19 protein-coding genes and 1 pseudogene are annotated in these 21,569 nt (G+C 62.3%); 9 read left to right on the forward strand and 11 right to left on the reverse strand.

Annotated features, from left to right (window positions below; genetic code table 11):
• Positions 1 to 96: 96 nt before the first annotated feature.
• Positions 97 to 454 (reverse strand): annotated as a pseudogene (locus tag WN982_RS32575) (ATP-binding protein); the annotation flags it as partial.
• Here WN982_RS32575 and WN982_RS32580 point away from each other — a divergent pair.
• On the forward strand, positions 411 to 617 hold the full coding sequence (locus WN982_RS32580; RefSeq protein ID WP_341319597.1) for a hypothetical protein: 207 nt from the start codon (positions 411 to 413) through the stop codon (positions 615 to 617). The pseudogene WN982_RS32575 and the gene WN982_RS32580 sit on opposite strands and share 44 nt — an antisense overlap.
• Before the next feature lie 297 nt (positions 618 to 914).
• The gene (locus WN982_RS32585) at positions 915 to 1,160 is read left to right on the forward strand and encodes a hypothetical protein (protein ID WP_341316143.1); all 246 of its coding nucleotides are present in this window, start codon (positions 915 to 917) and stop codon (positions 1,158 to 1,160) included.
• A 129-nt stretch (positions 1,161 to 1,289) separates the two neighbouring features.
• On the opposite strand, the gene WN982_RS32590 is transcribed toward WN982_RS32585, so the two are convergent.
• Entirely contained in the window at positions 1,290 to 2,540 is a 1,251-nt protein-coding gene (locus WN982_RS32590; protein WP_341316144.1) for an arsenic transporter, read from the reverse strand.
• A gap of 1,157 nt (positions 2,541 to 3,697) precedes the next feature.
• Between WN982_RS32590 and WN982_RS32595 the strand changes: the two genes are divergently transcribed.
• The 4 genes from WN982_RS32595 (at position 3,698) to dinB (ending at position 6,932) form a co-directional block, all read left to right on the forward strand.
• Complete coding sequence (locus tag WN982_RS32595; protein WP_341316145.1) at positions 3,698 to 4,261, forward strand: cytochrome b; 564 nt, start codon at positions 3,698 to 3,700, stop codon at positions 4,259 to 4,261.
• An 85-nt stretch (positions 4,262 to 4,346) separates the two neighbouring features.
• Positions 4,347 to 4,910, forward strand: coding sequence for a YceI family protein (locus WN982_RS32600; protein WP_341316146.1), 564 nt, complete (start codon positions 4,347 to 4,349; stop codon positions 4,908 to 4,910).
• 98 nt (positions 4,911 to 5,008) lie between these two features.
• Positions 5,009 to 5,587 carry a YceI family protein gene (locus WN982_RS32605; RefSeq protein ID WP_341316147.1) on the forward strand — a complete coding sequence of 193 codons (579 nt, stop codon included), beginning with the start codon at positions 5,009 to 5,011 and terminating at the stop codon, positions 5,585 to 5,587.
• A gap of 178 nt (positions 5,588 to 5,765) precedes the next feature.
• Positions 5,766 to 6,932, forward strand: a complete 1,167-nt coding sequence (gene dinB, locus WN982_RS32610) for a DNA polymerase IV (protein WP_341316148.1) — start codon at positions 5,766 to 5,768, stop codon at positions 6,930 to 6,932.
• On the opposite strand, the gene WN982_RS32615 is transcribed toward dinB, so the two are convergent.
• The 7 genes from WN982_RS32615 to WN982_RS32645 all read right to left on the reverse strand — a co-directional run bounded on the left by WN982_RS32615 (position 6,899) and on the right by WN982_RS32645 (position 16,193).
• A complete protein-coding gene (locus WN982_RS32615; RefSeq protein WP_341316149.1) occupies positions 6,899 to 8,359 on the reverse strand; it encodes a heavy metal sensor histidine kinase in 1,461 nt (486 codons plus the stop codon). The two genes, dinB and WN982_RS32615, sit on opposite strands and share 34 nt — an antisense overlap.
• The gene (locus tag WN982_RS32620; RefSeq protein ID WP_341316150.1) at positions 8,356 to 9,042 is read right to left on the reverse strand and encodes a heavy metal response regulator transcription factor; all 687 of its coding nucleotides are present in this window, start codon (positions 9,040 to 9,042) and stop codon (positions 8,356 to 8,358) included. The genes WN982_RS32615 and WN982_RS32620 overlap by 4 nt, the downstream gene beginning before the upstream one ends.
• Positions 9,043 to 9,121: 79 nt before the next feature.
• Positions 9,122 to 10,594 carry an efflux transporter outer membrane subunit gene (locus WN982_RS32625; RefSeq protein WP_341316151.1) on the reverse strand — a complete coding sequence of 491 codons (1,473 nt, stop codon included), beginning with the start codon at positions 10,592 to 10,594 and terminating at the stop codon, positions 9,122 to 9,124.
• Positions 10,595 to 10,623: 29 nt separating this feature from the next.
• Complete coding sequence (locus tag WN982_RS32630; protein WP_341316152.1) at positions 10,624 to 11,847, reverse strand: efflux RND transporter periplasmic adaptor subunit; 1,224 nt, start codon at positions 11,845 to 11,847, stop codon at positions 10,624 to 10,626.
• A 22-nt stretch (positions 11,848 to 11,869) separates the two neighbouring features.
• Positions 11,870 to 15,121, reverse strand: a complete 3,252-nt coding sequence (locus WN982_RS32635; protein WP_341316153.1) for an efflux RND transporter permease subunit — start codon at positions 15,119 to 15,121, stop codon at positions 11,870 to 11,872.
• A 359-nt stretch (positions 15,122 to 15,480) separates the two neighbouring features.
• Positions 15,481 to 15,915: a VOC family protein gene (locus tag WN982_RS32640; protein ID WP_341316154.1), complete on the reverse strand. Its 435-nt coding sequence runs from the start codon at positions 15,913 to 15,915 to the stop codon at positions 15,481 to 15,483.
• 59 nt (positions 15,916 to 15,974) lie between these two features.
• Positions 15,975 to 16,193 carry a hypothetical protein gene (locus tag WN982_RS32645; protein WP_341316155.1) on the reverse strand — a complete coding sequence of 73 codons (219 nt, stop codon included), beginning with the start codon at positions 16,191 to 16,193 and terminating at the stop codon, positions 15,975 to 15,977.
• Here WN982_RS32645 and WN982_RS32650 point away from each other — a divergent pair.
• Positions 16,192 to 16,830 carry a LysE family translocator gene (locus WN982_RS32650; RefSeq protein WP_341316156.1) on the forward strand — a complete coding sequence of 213 codons (639 nt, stop codon included), beginning with the start codon at positions 16,192 to 16,194 and terminating at the stop codon, positions 16,828 to 16,830. The genes WN982_RS32645 and WN982_RS32650 overlap by 2 nt on opposite strands.
• A 55-nt stretch (positions 16,831 to 16,885) precedes the next feature.
• Here the strand turns inward: WN982_RS32650 and WN982_RS32655 are convergent, their stop codons facing one another.
• The gene (locus WN982_RS32655; protein WP_341316157.1) at positions 16,886 to 18,583 is read right to left on the reverse strand and encodes a SulP family inorganic anion transporter; all 1,698 of its coding nucleotides are present in this window, start codon (positions 18,581 to 18,583) and stop codon (positions 16,886 to 16,888) included.
• Between the two features lie 484 nt (positions 18,584 to 19,067).
• On the opposite strand from WN982_RS32655, the gene WN982_RS32660 reads away from it, so the two are divergent.
• Together WN982_RS32660 and WN982_RS32665 are read left to right on the forward strand one after the other, a co-directional pair.
• Positions 19,068 to 19,424 carry an antibiotic biosynthesis monooxygenase gene (locus WN982_RS32660; RefSeq protein ID WP_341316158.1) on the forward strand — a complete coding sequence of 119 codons (357 nt, stop codon included), beginning with the start codon at positions 19,068 to 19,070 and terminating at the stop codon, positions 19,422 to 19,424.
• A 161-nt stretch (positions 19,425 to 19,585) separates the two neighbouring features.
• Entirely contained in the window at positions 19,586 to 20,443 is an 858-nt protein-coding gene (locus WN982_RS32665) for a PA4780 family RIO1-like protein kinase (protein WP_341316159.1), read from the forward strand.
• Between the two features lie 58 nt (positions 20,444 to 20,501).
• On the opposite strand, the gene WN982_RS32670 is transcribed toward WN982_RS32665, so the two are convergent.
• Positions 20,502 to 21,557 carry a substrate-binding domain-containing protein gene (locus WN982_RS32670; protein ID WP_341316160.1) on the reverse strand — a complete coding sequence of 352 codons (1,056 nt, stop codon included), beginning with the start codon at positions 21,555 to 21,557 and terminating at the stop codon, positions 20,502 to 20,504.
• Between the last annotated feature and the right edge of the window lie 12 nt (positions 21,558 to 21,569).

Consider the following 21,569-nt stretch of genomic DNA (forward strand, 5'->3'; position numbering starts at 1 on the left):
CAACAACTGGGGCGAGTCTCCAGTTGAGACAAGACACCTATAGAAGCGCAAGCAAGCCGGCTTCGTGAGGCTTGCACGCCCTCTGCCCTACGCGCCTTACCCCGCAAGCGGCAACACCACCCACACCTCCACCCCGCCGCCCTCGCGCGCATGAAACTGCAAATTGCCGCCGTGCAGCCGCGCGATCCGTTCGACAATCGCCAGCCCGAGGCCGGTGCCGCCGCTACGCGTGCGCATTGCGGCCACGCTGAAACGGCGCCTTCAACTGCGCCAACTCCTCTGACGAAAGACCCTTGCCGCGATCGCCGACTGCCACATACACCGCATCGGCTGTCGCCCAACTGCGCACCGCGAGCCCCGCGCCGCCGTACACGACCGCGTTCTGCATCAGGTTCATCAGGAGCCGCATCATGCTGATCGGCCGATACGCAACAGCAGGCAGGCTCGCCAGCGCCATCCGCTGGGGCAGTTTCCAATTGAGCGACGAACCGCTCGACAAACCATCGGGTTTGCTCGAAGAAGCCACCCGCCAGGTGAGGTTCGCGCCCGGCGCACTCACGATCCTGCGCTATGGGCAACCGCCCGAACTGAACGGCAGCGATACATCGGACAAGTAACGGCACACCGAAAGCAAACCGTTAGCTCACCGCTAGCGGGTGCGCGGAACGCGCCTTGCTACATGTTTTTGCACGGGGCGCGTCCGGCCGCTGGACGCGTCGGCCGAACTGCCGGGCGTCCCGCCCGCAGCGTATCGGTCTGCGAAACACCCGTCTGCCGAGCGGATACCCGAGGAAGCGGGTTTACGAACGGGAATATAAGTGCGGTCCGCTCCGTTTTATTGCCGACAGCCAAATGACGCGGCGGCACCCGCATGGCGCACCGCCTTGTTGCCGATCCACTTACTGGAACGTTAGATGAGCTATCAAGACATTGACAAAGAGATTGTCCACCTCGAATTCGTGTTCGAGCTGATTTCCACCAACGATCGCATTCCACTTTCGTATTGGCGCAATCGCCTCAGCAAGTTTCCGAAGCCGTGGCTGATGCCGACGCAGTGCGAGCGTCTTGCGCGGCTCGAAGCGGCGCTGCATGCGCTCGAACAGTCTGCTGAAACGGAGAACACCGCGCTACCGCTGCGTTCGACTGGCACGCGGCCATGACCGACGCCTTAAAGAAGAAACACGAAGACATACCTGACGAAACCGTCTTCAACGCCGCCGCCGCGCGCTTGCAAGATGCCGGCAGCGGCCAGCCGCATCTGGACGAGGGCGAGCAGGACCCGGCTCCTGTCAACCGGTCAAAATCCGCGCGGCGAGCGCCAGCGCGAGGGCCGGCAGCATCACCACGGCGCCGACTTTCAGGAACTTCATAAAGCTCACGTCTTCGCCTTCGCGGCGAATCGCGTTGAGCCAGAGGATTGTCGCGAGCGAGCCGGTAATCGACAGATTCGGGCCCAGATCGACGCCGATCAGCAGCGCGTCGATCACACGTTCGGGGCTGTGCGCCTGCATCACGGTCGAGCTTGCGATCAGACCGGCCGGCAAGTTGTTCATCAGATTGCTGGCGATCGCGACGATGCCGCCGGCCGATGCCGCCGTCGCCAGTTCGCTGTGTTGCGTCGCGCGTTGCACGGCACTTGCCAGCGTTGTGATGACGCCTGTGTGATCGAGCATCTCGACCAGCACGAACAATGCCGCCACCAGCGGCAGCACGCTCCACGAGATTTCTTTGACCAGTGGCAGCGGCGACTTGCGCTCCTGAATCAGCACGACCGTGGCGGTCAGCGCGCCGAGTATCGCGGTGGGCAAGCCGAGCGGGATATTGTACGCGGAGACCGTCAGCAAGACGACGGCGGTGACCGCGATGCCCGCGAGCGCGACGCGTCCGCTCGACGACAACTCGAGCGGCTCGAGATCCGCCTCGCAAACGCCGGCGAGTGCCTCGCGCTGGGTCCAGCGCAATAGGACGTAGGTGGCGGCGATCGACAGCAGCGACGGTAGCGTGAAGCGCATCAGCCAGGGGCCGAGTGCGGGCGTGTGGTTGCCGTATAGCACCAGGTTAGCCGGATTCGAGATCGGCAGCACGAAGCTGGCGGCATTCGCGATGAACGCGCACACGAACAACAGCGGCAGAGGATGCGTTTTTGCTTTCCTGGCGGCCGCGAACACCGCGGGGGTGAGGACTACTGCGGCGGCATCATTGGAGAGGAATGCGGTGATGACCACGCCGACCAGATAGACCAGCAGGAACAATTTTCTTGGCGAGCCCTTCGCGTGGTTGACCGCCAGCACGGCGACCCAGTCGAACAGGCCTTCGCGGCGGCCGACTTCGGACAGCGCCATCATGCCGAACAGGAACAGATAGACGTCTGTGCCTTTTTCTATGGCCTGGATGGCCAGGTCGACCGGCAATAGTCTGAGTGAGACTAGCAGTAGCGCGCCGGCTACGGCCCAGATGGCTTCAGGCCATTTGAATGGCCGGGAAATGACGCCGGCCGTGGCGGCTGCGGCGATGCCCCAGGAGAGAAATAGGGTACTCACTATGGTGGTTTGACGCGTGGCGATTTGGGGTGGATGCGGCAGCATACCTGATGTTGTCTGTATGCCTGCGGTGTTGGTTTTGTGCTTTTTGCCTTTGGCGGTGGCATTTGTCTGTGTGCCTGCGGGGTTGGCCTTTCCCTGATTTCTTCGTGGTCTATTAGCGTCGCCCCTGTGCGGGGCAGGCACTTACTTTCTTTGCCGCCGCAAAGAAAGTAAGCAAAGAAAGCGGCTTCACACCGCTAATTCTTAAGCGGGTCCCCTGGCTTGGAGGAGGTAGTGGAGCATCTGGAATCGGTGTTCTCGCACACTCCGCCCTGGTGACAAGGCAGTCATTCTTCCGGCGGCGCTGCGCGCGCCGCAGCGGTACTTCATAAAACCGTCGGGCGCTTTTCGCGCCTGCGGTTGCTCAGGTGCAACGGCTTGTATTTGCTGCGTTAGCGTAGCTCGCGGCTGCGTTTCGTCCGGCACTTTTTCGGTGCCTGCGGTGGCTCGTCCTCATGTCCCCCTGCCTCACCGAGGCGCTAGCGTCTCACTCGCACTGGTGGTTTGCACTCGCACACTTGGACATCTCGCCGAGGCGAAGCCGATGGCCCCCACCAAACCAAAACAAAGCCCCTGGTTTCCCTGCAGACCGTTCCAGCGAGCACGCAGTGCGAGGCCGGAAAAATGACGCCGGAGGCGCCTATCTGCTATCGGTGTTGGGAAGTACCGCCACGGCGCGCGCAGTGCCGCCGGAAGAATGACTGCCTTGTCACCAGGGCGGAGTGTGCGAGGACACCGATTCCAGATGCTCCACTGCCTCCTCCAAGCCGCGGGACCCGCTTAAGAATTAGCGGTGTGAAGCCGCTTTCTTTGCTTACTTTCTTTGCGGCGGCGCCCCGAAGGAAGTCCACTTGGTGGGCAAAGAAAGTAAGTGCCTGCCCCGTACAGGGGCAACGCTAATAAACCACTAAGAAATCAGGGAAAGGCCACCATCGCGGGCACACAGCCAAAAAGCGCCGAGCAGGCAAAAACCCCAATTACCTTCACTACGACAACAATCTGTTCTCCCCCACCCTCCTATTCAGTTTTCATTGTCTTACCTACTATCCGCATTCGCACGAAGCAAAAAGCACGCGGCACGCAGCACACGCTACAGCGCCTCACACCAGGTAAGCATGAAAAACCCAAACTCCGGTCCTTCGGACATAACCCACTACAGCACGCCAGCCATCGCCCTCCACTGGCTAATCGCGCTGCTGATCGCCAGCGCGTTCTATATCGGCTGGATCATGACCGACATCCCCGGCTTCACGCCCACCAAGCTGAAGTATTTCTCCTGGCACAAGTGGATCGGCGTCACAGTATTCGTACTGGCCATAGCACGCGTCCTATGGCGCGCCACCCACCGCGCGCCGGCGCTGCACAGCGCCACGCCCACGTGGCAGAAGGCTGCGGCCCATCTCGTGCACGGCGTGCTCTACCTGCTGATGCTCGCGATTCCGTTGTCCGGCTACCTCTATAGCTCCGCCGCCGGCATTCAGGTCGTCTATCTCGGCATCGTGCCGCTACCCACCCTCATCGGCCCGGATCAGGCGCTCAAAGCCACGCTGCGCACCGTCCACGTGCTGCTCAATTACACGCTGCTGGCACTGGTCGTCATGCACGTGCTGGCGGCGCTCAAGCATCAGTTCGTCGATCGCGACGGACTGCTCGCGCGCATGATTCCGTTCCTCAAGTAAGGAGCGATTCGCTCCAGCATGTTGGCAATCTAATTCCCAGCGGTGTTCAATCAACGCGCGCGGGTTCGATAGGATGCGTACCACTATGAAATCAAACCTTTATCACTCGATTCTCGCCGGCGTCGCCGCCCTGTCCTTGCTCGGCGCCAGCCTCGCCCACGCCGATGTCGACGCGAGCAAAAGCAGCGTCATCGCAACGACCAAACAGATGAATGTACCTGTGGACGGCAAGTTCAAGAAGTTCTCGGCGCAGCTGAATTTCGATCCGGCCAAGCCCACCGTCGGCAGCGCCAACGTGTCGATCGATACCGGCAGCTACGACCTCGGCGCCGACGACTACAACAAGCAGGCTCAAGGCAAGGAATGGTTTGATAGTGCGACCTATCCTGCCGCGACCTTCGTGTCGAGCGCGATCGCGCCGGCCGGCGGCAATCAGTACAAGATCACCGGCAAGCTCACGATCAAGGGCAAATCGCAAACGGTCGTGGTGCCGGTCACGATCGCCAGCCAAGGCACGACGCAAACCTTCGACGGCTCATTGCCGATCAAACGCTCGCAGTTCGATGTCGGCACCGGCGAATGGAAAGACACGTCGGTCGTCGCCGACGAAGTCGTCATCAAATTCCATATCGTCGCTTCGAAGAAATAACTGAAGCAAACAAGCGACCCCGCACTTTTTAGCGCCTCCAAAGAAGTCTCTTTTGAAGCATCTTTAGACGCATTTTTTTGAATCACCTGGAGAAGAACTTGAAGAAACAACTTTTGCTCGCCGCCGGCGCGCTCGCCGCAGCCCTGTCGTTCAACGCAATGGCCACCGATACGTATCAGCTCGACCCGACGCACACGTACCCGAGCTTCGAAACCGACCACTTCGGCGGTTTGTCGATCTGGCGCGGCAAGTTCAAGAAGAGCAGCGGCACCGTGGTGCTGGATCGCGCGGCCAAGACCGGCACGGTCGACGTGACGATCGATATGAGCTCGGTGGATATTGGCAACGACAAGCTGGACTCGGAACTGGTCACGGACAAGTTCTTCGACGCCGCGAAGTTCCAGACCGCGACCTACAAGGGCACGCAGATTCGCTTCGACGGCGACAAGCCGGTGGAAGTGATCGGCACGCTGACACTGCATGGCGTGACCAAGCCGGTCAACCTGAAAATCGAATCGTTCAAGTGCTTCATGAACCCGATGCTCAAGCGCGAAGTGTGCGGCACGGAATCGACCGCGACGTTCAATCGCGACGACTTCGGCGTCGACTTCGGCAAGACCTACGGCTTCAAGATGCTGACCACGCTGAATATCCAGGCTGAAGGCATCAAGCAGTAATCGTCAGCAGCACGGTGCCTTGCCCAGGCGGAGCAAGGTACTATTATGGTTTGGCATCCGGCGCGCGGCGAATCATTCCAAACGCGTCCGGACGCCCGACGCAGCGAGCCATACGCGGGGCAGCACCAGCGAGGCGCTGACGTTCCTGCCCCGCTGCTGATACCCGTTTCCGCCATCCATGAGTTCTGCAAGCCGCCGCATCGCGCACCTGGACATGGACGCGTTCTACGCGTCGGTTGAGCTTTTGCGCTATCCGGAACTGCGCGGCAAGGCGGTGGTGATTGGCGGCGGCCGCAACGGCGCGCCGCAAACGCTGGAAGACGGCACGCGCCGCTTCGCGCGCTTGCGCGATTACGCGGGTCGCGGGGTGGTCACCACCTCAACCTATGAAGCTCGCGCGCTCGGCGTGTTCTCGGCAATGGGCATGATGAAAGCCGCGATGCTCGCGCCGGACGCGATTCTGCTGCCAACCGACTTCGAATCTTATCGCCACTACTCGCGCCTGTTCAAAGCGGCGGTCGCCACGTTTACCGACCGGATCGAAGACCGCGGCATCGACGAAATCTATATCGATCTCACCGAGGTGCCCGGCGAACCGCGCGAGATTGCCGCGCAAATCAAGCAGGCGGTCAATCAGGCAACCGGCCTCACCTGCTCCATCTGCGTGGCGCCGAACAAGCTGCTGGCGAAGATCGGCTCCGAACTCGACAAACCCGACGGACTCACGATTCTGACGCCGGCCGACGTGCCGCTGCGGGTCTGGCCGCTGCCGGTGCGCAAGGTCAACGGGATCGGGCCGAAGGCGGCGGAAAAGCTGACCGCGCTTGGCCTTACCACCGTCGGCGATCTGGCGGCGGCGGACCTGGGGCTGTTGCAGGACAACTTCGGCCGCAGCTATTCGGCGTGGCTCACGCAAGTCGCGCAAGGCTACGACGAGCGGCCGGTGGTCGTCGAATCGGAGCCCAAGTCGATGAGCCGCGAGACAACCTTCGAGCGCGATCTGCATCCGCGTCACGACCGGCCGGCGCTGTCTACTTCGTTTACCAGCTTGTGCGTGCGTGTCGCAGAAGACCTCGTGCGCAAGGGTTATGTGGGCCGGACCGTGGGCATCAAGCTGCGCTATGACGATTTCCGCACGGTCACGCGCGATCTGACCTTGGACGAGCCGACCGCGGACGCGACCGAGATACGGCGCGCGGCGACCGAATGTCTGAGACGGGTGGAATTGAACCGCAAGCTGCGTCTGCTAGGTGTGCGCGTGAGCGCTTTGACGCCGGCCAACGCGCAACCCGTGAAGCAGCGTGTGCCGGTTCAGGCCGATTTACCCTTTACCAGCGACGAGTAACTGGTGGTTTCAGAGGAAGCAGGCACGCCGGCATTCAAGCGCGCCGCCGGCAGGTCGCTCTCCGTGCGCGACGCCGCGATTGAAAACGCAAACGTGTTGACGCCGTGCGCGCTTTCCACCGACACCGTGCCGCGATGCATCTCCGCGATCGCCTTCACGATCGCCAGACCTAGCCCGTGGTTTTCGCGGCTATTGGTGCGCGACACTTCCGCGCGATAGAAGCGGTCGAACAGATGTTCAAGCACCGCGGGCTCGATCGGCTCGCCAGGATTGGCCACCGCTATCCTCAATTGATCCGCTTCACGCGCGATCGTCACCGTGATCGCCGCGCCGGGCGCGCAGTGCTGGATCGCGTTCATCAGCAGATTCGTGCACGCGCGGCCGAACAGCGAGCGGTTCACGCGCGCCATTGCGTCGCCGCGTAACTGCGCATGCACGCGCGCTTCTTCAAGCGGAATCTCGAGAAACTCCAGCGTATGCGCGACTTCCGCGGCCAGCGACAACTCGACCAGACCCGTCGCCCGCTCGCCCTGATCGGCGCGGGCGAGGAACAGCATGTCGTTGATGATCGTGCGCATGCGTTCGAACTCTTCGAGATTCGATTGCAGCGTATGGCGCAGATCGTCGACCGAGCGGTTGCGCGTCAACGCCACTTCGGTTTGCCCGATCAGAATCGTCACCGGCGTGCGCAATTCGTGCGCGACGTCTGCATTGAACGATTCGAGGCGGCCATACGCGCCGTCCAACCGTTCAAGCGCGCCGTTGAAGGAGTTGGCGAGGTCGTTCAGTTCGAGCGGCAGCGAAGCGGTATTCAGCCGCTGCGAACGGTTGTTCGGGCTCACCGCGGAGGCGTCTCTCGTCAAGCGCGTCAACGGCGCGAGGCCCAATCGCGTCACCGAGTAACTGAGCAACAGCACGGCCAGACTGCCTAACGCCGACAGCGCGGCGAGCGCAAAACCGAACACACGCATGGTGATCACGTTCGGCGAACAACTCGCGGCGACCTGCAATTGCACGGGCGGACGCGCGCCGTAAGCCGGTATCGGCATCGTAATGGTGAGCATGTCCGCGCCGCCGCCCACTGGCGAAACGCGCGCGTAGCCGCCCTGCCAGCTCTTCACCGCCGGCCCCTCGATGGGCTTGCCGTAGTGGAAATTCGGGTCGGCGCTCGACACCGAATACGTCGTGCTGCCGTCGCGCGGTGTCATGTCGGTGAGTTTTTCGCGCGCCATGCGCCACTTTTCCGGCGTCCCCGCGTGATAAACGATGATGCGTGCGACCTCCGTGCGACCGTCGAGCGACTCGCGCAGGTGACGTTCGAGTTGCGTGCGCAACACCAGAAACAGCCCTGTTCCGACCAGCGTGAACACGAGCAGCGCGACGAGTGCGAACATCAACGCGAGGCGGCGGGCGATCGAACGGTTCATGGCAGTTCGGCCTCTTCACGCACTTCGAGCACGTAGCCCATGCCGCGCACGGTGTGCAACAGCTTCGACGGAAATGGGCCGTCGAGCTTGGCGCGCAATCGTTTGATCGCGGTTTCGACCACGTTCGTATGGCTATCGAAATTTACGTCCCACACCAGTTCGGTAATCGCGGTTTTCGACAGGATGTCGCCTTGCCGGCGCGCCAGCACGCTAAGCAACTGGAATTCCTTGGCGGTCAGGTCGAGGCGCACGCCGTCGCGGGTCGCGCGCCGGCCAATCAGATCGACGAACAGGTCGCCGACGGAAATCAGTGTCGATTCCTGCGCGCGCGTGCGGCGCGCCAATGCATGCAGCCGCTCGACCAGTTCGAGGAACGAAAAGGGTTTGGTGAGGTAGTCGTCCGCGCCTTCGCGCAGGCCGCGCACGCGGTCGTTCACATGATCGCGCGCGGTCAGCATGATGACCGGCGTCGACTTGCGCATCCGCAGCGCCTTCAGCACGCTGAAGCCGTCGCGTTTGGGCAGCATCACGTCGAGGACGATCACGTCGTAATCGAATTCGGTAGCCAGATGCATGCCTTCCTCGCCGTCGAGCGCGACGTCGACGACCCAGCCCTGCTCTGTCAAACCGGAGCGCAGGTAGTCCACCACCTTATGCTCGTCTTCAACGATCAGCAATTTCATGCGCGTCCCCTTGTGTCTGCATTATATGAAACGCCTCGCCGCGATCTTTCCTGCCTGGCCTTGTCATCTTCTATCCGGCTCACTTTGCGGGAGCCATCGCCTCCTTCGTGTCCCTGGCCGCCTGATTGTCGGCCGCGCTAGTGGAAACATCCCAGCCGCCGCCGAGCGCTTTCACCAGCGCGACCGACAAGGTCATCTGCTGACCGCGGATCTGCACGTCCTGGCGCTCGCTCGTCAGCAGCGACTGCTGCGCGGTGATGACGTCGAGGTAAGCGACAAGACCGCCCGAATAGCGGTCGTTGGCGAGCGACAGCAGATGCTGCGCATCGGTCACCGCTTCGTGCGATTCCTTCGCCGCGCCGTCGAGCACCGAGAGGCCGGTGATGCCGTCCTGCACCTGCTGGAATGCGTTGAGCACGGTCTGCCGGTAGTTCGCCTCGGTAGCTTTGTAGCCTTCACTCGCGAACTCGACGTTCGCCGCGCGGCGGCCGCCGTCGAACAGCACCTGGCCGACCGCCGCGCCGAGCGTCCACATCAAGGTGGGCGCGCTCAGCAAACTGGCGAACTGCGTGCTCTCCCAACCGATGCCCGGCGTCAGTGTCAGGCTCGGAAAGAACGCCGCTTTGGCGACGCCGATCTGCGCATTCGCAGCGGCCATCGCGCGTTCTGCCGATGCGACATCGGGGCGGCGCTGCAACACGTCGCTCGGCACACCGAGCGGGATCGACGGCACCTGCACATCGAGAACCTTGGGCTCGATCGCGAACTGCGGAGCGGGTACGCCGACCAGAGCAGCGATCGCGTGTTCGAATTGCGCGCGCTGATTCAGCAGCAATTGCGCCTGCACGCGTGTCGAATCGAGTTGCGATTTTTGCTGCAACACGTTCAGCCCGGAAACCGCGCCGAGGTCATGCTGGGAGGTGACGTAGTCGAGCGCCTGTTGCTGCAGCTTCACCGATCGATTCAGCACGTCGATCTCGGCGTCGAGCTCGCGCAGCGAGAAATAATCGGTGGCGAGGTCGGCGCTCAGCACGAGCCGCGCGTTGGCGAGGTCATCGGCCGATTGCTCAACCGAGGCCGTCGCGCCTTCCACCTCGCGACGTATCCGGCCGAATAGATCGGTGTCGTAGTTGACCGTGAGGCCGAGTTGAAGATTGTTCTGTACCGTCGAATGCGTCGGCGTGGCGTAGTTGGTGAGCGGACGGTTCTTCGAAATCCTGAAGCGCGACGCCGACGCCGCCAGATCGACCTCGGGAATCCGTTGCGCGCTGGTATTGGCGAGCGTCGCTTTGGCCTGCGCATAGTGGGCGCTGGCCGCGGCCAGCGTCTGATTTTGGGCGAGCGCCTGCGTTTCCAGCGCGGCGAGCGTCGCATCGCCGAAGCCGCTCCACCAGTCAGGCGAGATCGGCGCATGCGAAGGAACGGCCACGCGCCAGTAGGAATCGGTTTGCCACGCAGGCGGCACCTCGGCCTGCGGCCGCTGATAATCCGGCCCGACCGTGCACGCGGCCACTACCGCAACGCTCGCCGCGCTCGCAGCGGCCGTCAGCATGGCGCCTGCCCTGCAAGCGGCCGCCCGTTTCACGGCGCCCCCTTGCCGCTTTGCTGCGGCTGCGCAATCTGCACATGATCGCCGTCCGCGATCGAATCGCTCGGGTTAATGATGATCTTGTCGTTCGCCTCGACACCGCTTTCGATTTCGAGCGACTGCCCCAGATCCTGCGCGATCAAGACCTTGCGCAACTGCACGTTCCCGTTCTGATCGACCACGGCGACCCGCGGACCTTCGGCGCGAAACAGCAACGCATTGCCCGGCACCATCAAGCGCGCATGAGCGGCCGCCGGCAAAGCAACCTGCACATACGCGCCGGGCCGCAGCTTGCTATCGGGGTTCGGCAGCGTCACTTCGACTTGCAGCGAGCGGGTCGGCACATCGATCGCGCCGGAAATGTGCGTGATCGCGCCGTGAAACTGCTGCCCCGGCAGTTCCGCCTGGGTCACAACCACCTTCTGTCCATCGGTGACATTCTGCGCATACGCCTGCGGCAGTTGCACATACACCCGCAGCGGGTCCGACTGCGCGAGCGCGAACAACGCGCGGCTCGTGCCGCTGCCCGCGTCGATCAGATCGCCGACATCGACATTGCGCTGCGTAATGACGCCCGCGAACGGCGCGACGATGCGCTTGAACGATTCGAGCTGCCGCAAGCGCTGCACGTTGGCGTCGGCGGCGGCGAGATTGGCGAGGTCCTGCGAGTAGGTGCTTTGCCGTTCGTCGAGTTCCTGCTGCGAGACCGCATCGCGCTGACGCAATTGCTGCCAGCGCTCCAGCGAACTCTTCGCGAGACCGAGACTCGAGCTGGTTTGCTGGCGCTGCGCCAATGCCTGCGCGAGTTCCTGATCGACTTCAGGCGTATCGAGATCGGCCAGCAATTGCCCCTGCTTCACGCGCGTGCCGATATCGGCGTACCAGTGCAGCAGATAGCCGGTCGAGCGCGCATAGATCGGCGATTCGACGTTGCCGCGCAAGGTGCCCGGTAGCAAGGTGTTGCCGCCGCCTTCAGTTTGCGTCGGGCTCACCACGCTGACGTACTGGACAGCGTTTTGCCGGGTCGTTTCGGCCACTGTCCGGCTTTGCAGAACATCCACGACCACGGTGCGCAGCGCGCCCACCGCGAGCAGCGCCAGGACGATCAAAACGGCGATTTTTGCGCGTTTCCATTCACGATTGCGCGGCGGCAATGCGTGGCCGCCTTCGGTTTCTCGAGAAGGGATCGCTAGCGATGCATGAGTTTTTTCGGTCATCTCAGTCAGCCGTCATTTAACTTTACGCGTGCTTGCCATCGCCGCCGTGCTCCGGCGCGGGGCCGTCATCGGGTGCGTTGCCATGGCGGCCTGTACCGCCTTCATTGCCGCCATTGCCGCCGTTACTGTCATTACCACGGCGGCGCGCAAGGCGGCCATGAATACCCGCGAACACGAGTGGCACAAAAAACAGCGTGGACACCGTGGCGAACAGCAAACCGCCGATCACCGCGCGGCCGAGCGGCGCATTCTGCTCGGCACCTTCGCCGAGACCGAGCGCCATCGGAATCATGCCGATGATCATCGCGAACGCGGTCATCAGCACCGGCCGGATCCGGCTCGCTCCGGCTTCGAGCGCGGCGGTGAGCGGCGGCGCACCGGCCCTGAGCCGCTGGCGCGCGAACGACACCATCAGAATACTGTTGGCGGTCGCCACGCCCATCGTCATGATCGCGCCGGTCAATGCCGGGACGCTCAGATGCGTGCCCGTCAGGAACAATATCCACACGATACCCGCGAGAGCCGCGGGCAACGCGCTGATGATGATGAGCGGATCGACCCACGACTGAAAGTTTACGACGATCAACAAGTACACCAGCACGATCGCCATCGCCACACCGAGCCCCAGACCGAAGAACGAGCTGCGCATCGTCTGCACCTGGCCGCGCAGGGTGATCTGACTGCCGCGCGGCAGCGACGCCCGCGCGTTATTGACAAGCTTGTCGACCTCGTTCGCCACGCTGCCGAGATCGCGTTTTTCAACGCTCACGTACAAATCGATCACCGGCCTGATGTTGTAATGCGTGACCATCGCGAACTGGTTCTGCGGCGCGACGCGCACCAGATTGCCAAGCAGTTGCGTCGGTCCGGTGGCCGAACCCGACACAGGCGTGCGCAACAGTTCGTCGATCGAAGAGATCTGGTATTGCGGGGTTTGCACCGCGACGTTGTATTCGACGCCGTTGCGGTTGTTGAACCAGAAACCCGGCGACGTTTGCGAGCTGCCCGACAACGAAATGAGCACGTTTTGCGCCACATTGCTCGCGCTCAGATTGAGTTGCTGCAGGCGAGTGCGATCCATCTGAAGATTGATCGCCGGTTCGTCGAGCCTCTGCTGGATGTGCGTATCGACGGTGCCCGGAATCATCCGCACCTGTTTCAGCAGCTTGCGGGCGATGTCGAAGTTGCCTTGCTGATCCGTGCCGGAAATTTGCACGTCGACCGCGGCGGGCAGGCCGAAGTTGAGAATCTGCGTGACGATGTCGGCGGGCTGAAAGAAGAACTCGACGCCCGGAAAGCGCTGCGGCAGCAGCGCGCGCAATCTGTCCATATAGGTTTGCGTGGGCTTGTGGTCCGGCTTGAGCGCCACCTGAATCTCGCCGTCCAGCGTGCCGATCGTGCCCGCGTTGCTGTACGAGAGATTGATGCCGCTGTACGGCAAGCCGAGGTTGTCGAGGATCGTGCCGAGTTCGTTGCCCGGCACCACCTCGCGAATCGCCTTTTCGACCTGGTCGGCCAGACGCGCGGTTTCTTCGATACGCGTGCCGGTCGGCGCGCGCATGTGCAGACGAATATCGCCCGCATCGACGCTCGGAAAGAAGTCCTCGCCGAGCACGAGCGCGAGACCCATCGACGCGACACAAAAACCGAGGAACGCGCCTGCGAACAGACGCCGGCGCACCAGCAGGCTGCTGAGAATCATGATGTACGCGCCGCGCATGCGCTCGAAGCCGGCGTCGAAGCGATGATAGAGCCGCATGAACAGATTCGGTCCGGCACCGGCCTTGGGCTTGTGCGCGTGCCCCATCAGCAGCATGGCCAATGTCGGCACCAGCGTGCGCGACAGCACGTACGACGCGAGCATCGCGAACACCACCGCTTCGGCGAGCGGCACGAACAGGTAACGCGCGACACCGGTCAGGAAGAACATCGGCACGAACACGATACAGATACACAGTGTCGACACGAGGGCGGGAACCGCGATTTCACCGGCGCCTTCGAGAATCGCATCGTGCAGATTCGTGCCCATATGCAGATGCCGTTCGATGTTCTCGATCGTCACTGTCGCATCGTCGACCAGAATCCCGACCGCCAGCGCGAGGCCGCCGAGCGTCATGATGTTGATGGTCTGTCCCAACGCGTGCAATGCGATCAGCGACGACAGGATCGAGAGCGGAATCGATACCGCGATGATGCAGGTGCTGCGCCAATTGCCGAGAAACAGCAGAATCATCGCGGCCGTCAGCGCGGCGGCGGCCAGCGCCTCGCGCACCACGCCCTGCACCGCCGCATTGACGAACACCGACTGATCGAACAACGCCGTGATGTTCAAGTCCGGCGGCAGCGCGGCACGTACGGTCGGCAGCAGGCCGTGCAATGTGTTGACGATCGCCAGCGTCGACGCACTGCCGTTCTTGAGCACCGACAGCAGCACGCCACGATGGCCGTCCTGCCGCACGATATTGGTCTGCGGCGAAAAACCGTCGCGCACGTGGGCCACTTCACGCAGATAGGTCGTTGCGCCGTTGAGCGTGCGAACCGGAATGTCGTTGAGCCCTTCCACCGTGGGCGGCGAGCCGTTCATGTTGATCGTGTATTCCTTCGGCCCGATCTTGGCCGTGCCGGTCGGCAGAATCAGGTTTTGCGCGTTGAACGCGCTGACCACATCGGACGGCGTCAACCCCTTTGCCAGCAGCGCGCGCGTGTCGAGATCGACCGAGATCAAGCGCGATTTGCCGCCATACGGATACGGTACGGCTGCGCCCGGAATCGTCACGAGTTGCGGGCGCAGGAAATTCAAAGCGGTGTCGTTGAGCGCCTGCTCGGACAGCTTGGGGCTCGACAAGCCGAGCTGGATCACCGGAATGCTGGACGCCGAATAGCTGATCACCAGCGGCGGCGTGGCGCCCGGCGGCATCTGCTTGAGCTGCGCCTGTTCGATCGCCACGGTCTGCGCGATCGCGGTCTGGATGTTCGCGTTCGGCTGCAGGAACACCTTGATAATCGCGATGCCGGCGAGCGACTGCGATTCGATGTGCTCGATGTCGTTGACCGTGGTGGTCAAGCTGCGCTCGTTGACCGACGTCATGCGGTTGGCCATGTCTTCGGCCGACAAGCCCGTGTACGTCCAGATGATGCTGACCACCGGAATATTGATTTCCGGCAGAACGTCGACCGGCGTGGTCAATAGCACGAATGGCGTAGCCAGCAGAATCAGAATGGCCATCACGATGAACGTGTATGGCCGCTTTAGCGCTACGTTGACGATCCACATTGAAACGCGCCCGAGAGAATGCAGGTAAGGAACTGAATCGCCGTGACTGGATGGTCGCGCGGCTTCCGCCTATGACATGCCGAAGCCGGCAGACCTGAGCACAGGTTGCCGGAGCCTATGGCGCGAGCCTCTCCCGGTGAATCAGTGCTTATGCTAGATCGGTAGCACCAACGCCTGCATGGCGCCAAAATGGCGGAATTGTCAGGAAGGTTAATGTAAGAGTATGCGCCCGATTTCGTGATGCGCCGGTTAGCGATTGGCAAACGTTTGGCGGTGGGAGATCGGTGTTTTTAAAGCGCTGAAACAAAAGGCCGGTCAACCCTTTCGGTTGACCGGCCTTCTAGTTCAGGCGGCTGAATTTACTTCGCGAACAACGACGACATATCGGCAAACGCCTTGAACTCCAGCGCGTTGCCCGACGGATCGAGAAAGAACATCGTCGCCTGTTCGCCGACTTCGCCCTTGAAGCGCACGTGCGGCTCGATGATGAAGTCGATGCCTGCCTGCTGCAGCTTGTCCGCCGCGGACTGCCATTGCTCCATCGACAGCACCGCGCCGAAGTGGCGCACCGGCACCGCGTCGCCGTCGACCTTGCTGGTCTGCCGATGCCCGGCCTCTTCCGGCGCGAGATGCGCGACGATCTGGTGGCCGTAGAAGTTGAAATCCACCCACTCCGCCGAGCTGCGCCCTTCCGGACAGCCCAGCAGGTCGCCGTAAAACTCGCGCGCGGCGGCGATGCTATGAACAGGAAACGCCAGATGGAACGGCGGCAAAACGGTTTCGGCAACGCTCATGATGGAAGAACTCACAGATAAGAAAGTGGAGACGCGCATCGGGGCGCGCAACGTCGAGTTTAACCACGAGTAAAAGTGTTGAATAACGATATATATTCGCCCTGACCAACACCAGAATCGATCAATAAATCACGCTCGGCGAACCCGATTGTCCTGCCGGGCCGGACCTCAACTGTATCTGTGACAATCGCGCGCCGCCCGGCAGAATCCCTGTTCGCGTATCGTTTCGCGCTTCCGGCCGCGCCGCCTTGCGCGGTCTCCTCCAAGGTATCGCCCATGACCGCCAGCACCTTCCTGACCGCCGATGTCCTGATCGCCTATAGCGCCTACTTCGTCGGCACGGCGAGCCCGGGGCCGAGCAATCTCGCGATCATGTCGCTGGCGATGAGCGCCGGCAGAAAGTCCGCGCTGACCTTCGCGCTCGGCGTGGTGTCCGGGTCGTTCTTCTGGGCGTTGCTGGCGTCGCTGGGTTTGTCGGCGGTGCTTGCGAGCTACTCGGAATGTCTGGTGGCGATCAAGATTGCCGGCGGACTCTATCTGTTGTGGCTCGGTTTTAAATCCGCGCACTCCGCCTTGCGCACCGAACACCTGCCCGCGAGCGCCGCACGGCAAGGCGAGCCGCTCAAACGGCTCTATCTGCGCGGTTTGCTGCTGCATCTCACCAATCCGAAAGCGATCCTGGTGTGGCTGTCGATCGTGTCGCTGGCGATAACGCCGGCAGGCGGCACGTCGCACACCGCGCCAGTGGTGCTCGGCTGCATGTGTATCGGCGTGTGCGTGTTCAGCAGCTATGCCGTGCTGTTTTCAACCGCGTCCGCACGGCGCATCTATGTCTCGATCCGCCGCTGGTTCGACGGTTCGCTTGCGGTCATGTTCGGCATTGCCGGCGTCAAGTTGCTGACTTCGAGAATCTAGAAGCCGCCACGCCTATCCGCCCTGCAATACTGTCCATGCCGCTATAAAGCGTCTTTCATGTGCTCACCCGGCTATGCACCCCGGCCATGCGCAGCGCCTCGTGCAGCGTGTCGAAAATGCAGCTCGCGTCCACGATCGGCGTAATGCCATGCCGATCCATATCCGAACGCAAATAACGATTCACGCGCGCGAAGATCACTTCGACGCCGCTCTGCTTCAACGTCTGGCATAGCTCGCCCACCGAGCGCGCCGCCGAGTAATCGAGGTCGGTGATCGCGCTCGCGTCGATCACGAACCAATGCACCGGGCTCGGCGCCTGCGCGATCAACTGGCGTGCGTCTTCGATGAAAAAATGGTCGTTGGCATAGAAAAGATCGGCGCCGAAACGATAGACGATCAGTCCCGGCGCAGTCTGCTCGCCGGGCAAGGCCGGCACCGGCACCCAGAGGCCGTCGTCGCCGGGTGCGAGGATCATGGTGTGCGGCCGGTAGCTGTGCCGCACATGCCGCAACAGCGACAACGCAACCGCCACCAGAATGCCGTGCTCGACGCCGATCAGCACCACCGCCGCGGCGGTGAACACGGCCAGCGTGAATTCGCCCGGACTCTCGCGGCGAATCGAAAACAGCGTCTGCAGATTGATCAGGCCGATGGCGATCGTAAACACGATGCTGGCCAGAATGCAGTGCGGCAAATACTGCAAAAACCGGCTGAAAAACAGCAGTACCACGACCACCGCCACGGCGAACACGATCTGCGCGAACTGGCTGCGCGTGCCGACGCGGTCGGCCATGGCCGTTTGCGTCGCACTGCCGTTGACGACGAACGCGCCGGTGAACGCGGCAGCGGTATTAGCTGCGGCGAGGCCCAGCAGATCGGCGTTGATATCGACAGGTTCGTGATAGCGCTCGGCGAACACGCGGCTCGCCGCGGCGCTTTGCGCGACGATCATCACGAAGCATGAGGCTGCGACCGGCAGCAGATCGAGCGCCTGCTGCCATGTCACCGACGGCATGCGCAACGGCGGCAGTCCGCCCGCCACCGGTCCGAGCACGGAGATACCGTGCGCCGCGAAGCCATAGAAGTCGCTGGCGGCGATGCCCGCGACCACGGCGATCAATGGCACCGGCACCCGTGGCAAGAAACGCTTGCACGCCAGAATGGAGACGACCACCAGCACGGAAATACCGAGCGTCGGCACATTAGCCTGCGCCGCTTCACGCGCCACCAGCGCAAGCTGATCGATGCTGCGCGCGGCGTGTCCAGCCAGGCCGAGCATGTCGCCGAGCATCGCAATGCCGACCTGCACGCCGACACCGGCCAGAAAACCGACCAGCACGGTGCGCGACAGGAAGTCAGCGAGAAAGCCGAGTTTGAAAACCCGCGCGATGAGCAGCAACGCGGCGGTGAACAACGCGACCATCGCGGCGAGCGCCGCATACTCCGCACTCGCGGCCGGTGCCATGGTCGACAGCCGGCTCGCGAAAATCGTCGCTGTCGCCGAATCGGCGGCGACCACGAGATGCCGCGATGCACCGAAAAACGCAAACGCGATCAGTGGCAAAAAGACGGTATAAAGGCCGGTCACGGCAGGCATGCCGGCAATGCGCGCATAGCCGAGCACTTGCGGAATATCCATCGACGCAAGCTCCACGCCGGCCAGCGCATCGCGCGCCGCCGCAGCCCGGTTCAAAGGAAAGACGCCTTTGAGTACGCCAAGGCGCGTGGCCATGTTTGCCAGAAAATCTTGCATGCGCGATGCAGCCCCCATTCAGGTTTATCGCGCATCGTGCCGCGAGTCGGCACACAAAAGCAAGACTCAGGAGATGAATCGGCTAAATAAGCCGGCGAAAACCGGGACTATCCGGACTCCGCTTGTGAATCGCCTGAAATTTGAATTTAACGCTTGAACTGCCCTGTCAACGGATCCACGCGCCGCGCGAAGCCGAACAGCGCGGCGATGCAAATAGGACAGGCAATCATGAACACGGCCAACATCTCGCACCCCGGTAACAAAATGTTGCGCGTAGTCTAAGCGATAGCCGCATGAAAAGAATGAGGAAAAACCGCAAAACAGTGTTGCAGCGTGTTACGCCGTCATTATCGGCACTGGAATTTTCGCTCGTGAAAATGCGGCGAAAACCGTTGGAAATGGGGGAATAAACGTGTTCACTGTCGTGCGCTATGATGCGCAAACCTTTGCCAGTCCCTTTGCCAGTCTATAAACCGGTTTCGCCATGTACACGTCCACGTTCATTTTCGCAACGAAGCAATTCGACGAACACTTCTACCGCCTGGACAAGGCAATCGCCATGGCTGCCAAAGCCATTCCCGGTTATCTCGGCGAAGAAGCGTGGGAAAACGCGGCAACCGGCCTGACCTCGAACGTGTACTACTGGGCGTCGCTCGAAGCGTTGCAGGCGTTAATGCAGCATCCCGCCCATCTGGAAGCGAAAGCCGCGCAGGCGAACTGGCTCAACGGCTATCAGGTGATCATCGCCGAAGTGCTGCGTACTTACGGCGACGCGGGCTTCGCTCATCCGGCGGCGGCGCATGCGGCGGCGCCGGCTCAAGCCTTGCCGCCCGCACCGTAATCGAGCACGCGATTGGGCCGTTGTTGAAGAAGGCTGTGAGCAATGCGGTGGCCGGATAAGCCACACCCCTTATAATCCGGCATGACCCGAACCCAGCACCACACCTCCTCGCCAACGGCCACGCATGGCCGCTTCGCCGCCCACCGCTTCCCGGCGGCCGCATGAAAACCCCGAAACGTCTGCTCCCGCTGGTCGAAGAAGGCCTGATCGACGAAGTCATCTCCCAGTTGATGAGCGGCAAGGAAGCCACCGTCTACGTGGTGCGCAGCGGCGACGCCACGCGCTGCGCGAAGGTCTATAAAGACGCCAAACAGCGCAGTTTCCGCCAGGCGGCGTCGTATCGCGAAGGCCGCAAGGTCAAGAACAGCCGCCAGCAGCGCGCGATGGAAAAAGGCAGCCGCTATGGCCGCGAAGTGCAGGAGCAGGCGTGGCAGAACGCCGAAGTCGATGCGCTGTTCCAGCTTGCCAATGCAGGCGTGCGCGTGCCGCAGCCCTTTATCTGCACCGACGGCGTGTTGCTGATGGAATTGGTCACCGACGTCGACGGCAATGTCGCGCCGCGTCTGAACGATGTGGACCTGACCGAAGCGCGCGCGCTCGAATTGCACGCGCTGCTGCTCAACCAGGTGGTGCGCATGCTGTGCGCCGGCGTGATTCACGGCGACCTGTCGGAATACAACATCCTGCTCGCCGCCGATGGTCCGGTGATCATCGACTTGCCGCAAGCCGTGGATGCCGCGGGCAATCTCGAAGCGCCGGCGATGCTGGAACGCGACGTGAACAACCTCGCCACGTATTTCGGCCGTTTCGCACCGGCCTTGCTCGATGCGAGCTATGGCAAGGAAATTTGGGCGTTGTTCGAAGCGGGCGCGTTGCATGTCGATGCAACGCTGACCGGCCGGGTCGAACTGGACACCACGCCGATCGATCTCGAAGCCGTGCTGCAGGAACTCGAAGATACGCGGCTCGACGAAGAAGCTCGCCTGCGCTACGAACAGTCGCTGCGCAGCGGCACTTGAGCGTTAATCAAGCAGTAGTCAAGCAAGCGCCGCTACGTAGTAGACGCTACAACGCACGCTACAACGCGGTGCCACACCCGGCAGGCTCGCTCGAAGACCGCGCCGTAACCGGCGCCGGCCCCACCGACTCCCGCATCGTCACGCTTACCGGAAACTCGCGAATGATCTCCCACGAGGTCCGGTAGCACTGATTGACCAGCCAGCGCACCGCATTCTGCGTCAATTCCGCCGTCGGAATATGCACCGACGTGAGCCCCGGCGCGGCATAGGCGGCCGAATAGTCGTCGTCGTAGCCGATTACCGAGACCTCGTCCGGCACGGCAATGCCCGCCTGGTGAAAGCGCGCCAGCACGCTCACCGCCATCGTATCGTTCGCGCAGAAAAGGCCGGTGAAACGCCGCTTCGCATCGAGCAGCTTCTGCGCGGCGGCATAGCCGCCTTCCGGCGAGAAGTCCGATTCGATCAGCGTGACGTCGTCGCGGGCGATGCCGTCACGCGCCAGTTCGGCAAAGAAGCCTTCGAGCCGGGTTTGATTGTCCGAAGCGCTAAACGGCCCGGAAATCACGGCGATCTGGCGATGCCCATGGTCGAGTAGCGTGCGCGCCGCCAGTTCGCCGCCGCGCCGGTGATCGGCGCAAAACGACGCCTCCGGAAGTTGATCGAACGCGCGATTCAGGAACACCATCTTCGGATGCATCCGATGCAGCATGTCCAGGTCGTCGTCGTGCAGATCGTGGCTGATCACCACCACGCCGTCGCAATCGCGGCCGATCAGAAAGCGCACCGCCTCGATGGCCTGCTCGCGCGGCGACACTTCCCCGCAGCCGGTCGCAACCACCACGTGACGGCGCACCGCGCGCAGTTCGGCATCGGTCTGCTTGAGAATCGTGCCGTAGTACGAGCCGAAGAAGGTCGGCACGAAAATGCCGATCATGCCGAGCGATTGCGTCGCCATCGCCCGGCCGATCGACGATGGGCGAAAATTCAGCGCTTCGATGGCGGCCTTTACGCGCGCGGCGGCATCGGCCGAAATAGGTCCTTTACCGGAAATGGCCCGCGACGCGGTCGACATGCCGACGCCAGCCAGTGCCGCGACATCTTTGAGTGTTGCCACGCGGTTCTCCGT

This window comes from Paraburkholderia sp. IMGN_8 (assembly GCF_038050405.1).
Classification (GTDB): domain Bacteria; phylum Pseudomonadota; class Gammaproteobacteria; order Burkholderiales; family Burkholderiaceae; genus Paraburkholderia.